The 2261-nt window shown below is 47.1% G+C and carries 2 tRNA genes and 2 rRNA genes (1 of these 4 cut by a window edge); all 4 read right to left on the bottom strand.

Annotation, left to right across the window (positions count from 1 at the left end):
* Window positions 1-341, bottom strand: a 23S ribosomal RNA gene (locus ACSHZO_RS15640) (its annotated part extends 2347 nt beyond the left edge of the window); the annotation flags it as partial.
* 234 nt (window positions 342-575) lie between these two features.
* Window positions 576-649, bottom strand: a tRNA-Ala gene (locus ACSHZO_RS15645).
* A 121-nt stretch (window positions 650-770) separates the two neighbouring features.
* A tRNA-Ile gene (locus ACSHZO_RS15650) sits at window positions 771-844 on the bottom strand.
* A gap of 97 nt (window positions 845-941) precedes the next feature.
* Window positions 942-2261 (bottom strand): 16S ribosomal RNA (locus ACSHZO_RS15655); the annotation flags it as partial.

The raw sequence follows: 2261 nt of genomic DNA on the forward strand, positions 1-2261 counted from the left end.
CTGGCCAAGCTTTCCAACTTGTTCTAATTCATTGTACAAACAATGTTGCAGTCCTACAACCCCAATAAGTCCGTAAACTCATTGGTTTGGGCTTCTGCGCGTTCGCTCGCCGCTACTAGCGCAATCACTATTGTTTTCTCTTCCTCCGGGTACTTAGATGTTTCAGTTCTCCGGGTTCGCCTCCTTGCGGATACTATATCTTCAATATAGTGGGTTGCCCCATTCGGATATTCGCGGATCAATTTGTATGTGCCAATCCCCACGACTTTTCGCAGCTTATCACGTCCTTCTTCGCCTCTGAGAGCCTAGGCATTCCCCATACGCCCTTATCTAGCTTGTATGCGCTTTGCTTAATGCTCTAATCTATTCTAACTTACGCTAGAACAGAAGTATTATAATGTATTACTTATATTAAATATTTCTATCTAATAGTGTTCTCGTATTCTTTGTTTCTTCAATATGTCAATGAACTTTTTTCCCGTATTCACAATAGAGTCTCGATGATCTTACAAACTAAAAACATATGTTTCCTGGTTGTTTGTAAAAACTATAACCCACTCTATCTCTAGGAATCGTGGAGAATATCGGAGTCGAACCGATGACCTCCTGCGTGCAAGGCAGGCGCTCTAGCCAGCTGAGCTAATCCCCCATTATTTAGTTAATTGCTAACCAGTTATCAGTTAACAGTACTTATAACGGCTACTCAACCTCTAAAATTTCCTTTCAATGTTTCAAATGAACTTATAAACCTGATGGCTTACTCTCTCAAGTAGTCTCAGGCAGACTCGAACTGCCGACCTCTACATTATCAGTGTAGCGCTCTAACCAGCTGAGCTATGAGACTGTCCATAATAATCGAATTGACATAAGAATCAAGACCAAATTGGTCTCTGAACTTCCCTTTACTAATTGTCGCTTGTGTCTATGACACAAAGCTCTAGAAAGGAGGTGTTCCAGCCGCACCTTCCGGTACGGCTACCTTGTTACGACTTAGCCCCAGTTACCAGTTTTACCCTAGGCCGCTCCTTACGGTGACGGACTTCAGGTACCCCCGGCTTCCATGGCTTGACGGGCGGTGTGTACAAGGCCCGGGAACGTATTCACCGCATCATGGCTGATATGCGATTACTAGCGATTCCAGCTTCACGGAGTCGAGTTGCAGACTCCGATCCGAACTGTGATAGGGTTTGAAGATTCGCATCCCCTCGCGGGGTAGCTGCCCTCTGTCCCTACCATTGTAGCACGTGTGTGGCCCAGGACGTAAGGGCCGTGATGATTTGACGTCATCCCCACCTTCCTCACAGTTTGCACTGGCAGTCTGGCTAGAGTTCCCGACATGACTCGCTGGCAACTAACCACAGGGGTTGCGCTCGTTATAGGACTTAACCTGACACCTCACGGCACGAGCTGACGACAACCATGCAGCACCTTGCAATTAGTCCGAAGAAGGGTCTGTTTCCAGACCTGTCCAACTGCATTTAAGCCCTGGTAAGGTTCCTCGCGTATCATCGAATTAAACCACATGCTCCACCGCTTGTGCGGGCCCCCGTCAATTCCTTTGAGTTTCATTCTTGCGAACGTACTCCCCAGGTGGGTTACTTATCACTTTCGCTTAACCACTCAGCTCTCAATCGAGCCGAACAGCTAGTAACCATCGTTTACGGCGTAGACTACCAGGGTATCTAATCCTGTTCGCTACCTACGCTTTCGTCCCTCAGCGTCAATATATTATTAGTGATCTGCCTTCGCAATAGGTGTTCTGAGTAATATCTATGCATTTCACCGCTACACTACTCATTCCAACCACTTCATAATAATTCAAGAACAACAGTATCAATGGCAATTCTACAGTTGAGCTGCAGACTTTCACCACTGACTTATTATCCCGCCTACGGACCCTTTAAACCCAATGATTCCGGATAACGCTTGGACCCTCCGTATTACCGCGGCTGCTGGCACGGAGTTAGCCGGTCCTTATTCATACGGTACCGTCAAGCATCTACACGTAGATGTGGTTCTTCCCGTATAAAAGCAGTTTACAACCCATAGGGCCGTCTTCCTGCACGCGGCATGGCTGGATCAGAGTTGCCTCCATTGTCCAATATTCCTCACTGCTGCCTCCCGTAGGAGTCTGGTCCGTGTCTCAGTACCAGTGTGGGGGATCTCCCTCTCAGGACCCCTACCTATCGCGGTCTTGGTAAGCCGTTACCTTACCAACTAACTAATAGGACGCATACTCATCTTTAAGCCATAAATGTTTA

This window comes from Christiangramia sp. 3-2217-3z (assembly GCF_051195275.1).
Taxonomy (GTDB): Bacteria; Bacteroidota; Bacteroidia; order Flavobacteriales; family Flavobacteriaceae; genus Christiangramia; species Christiangramia marina.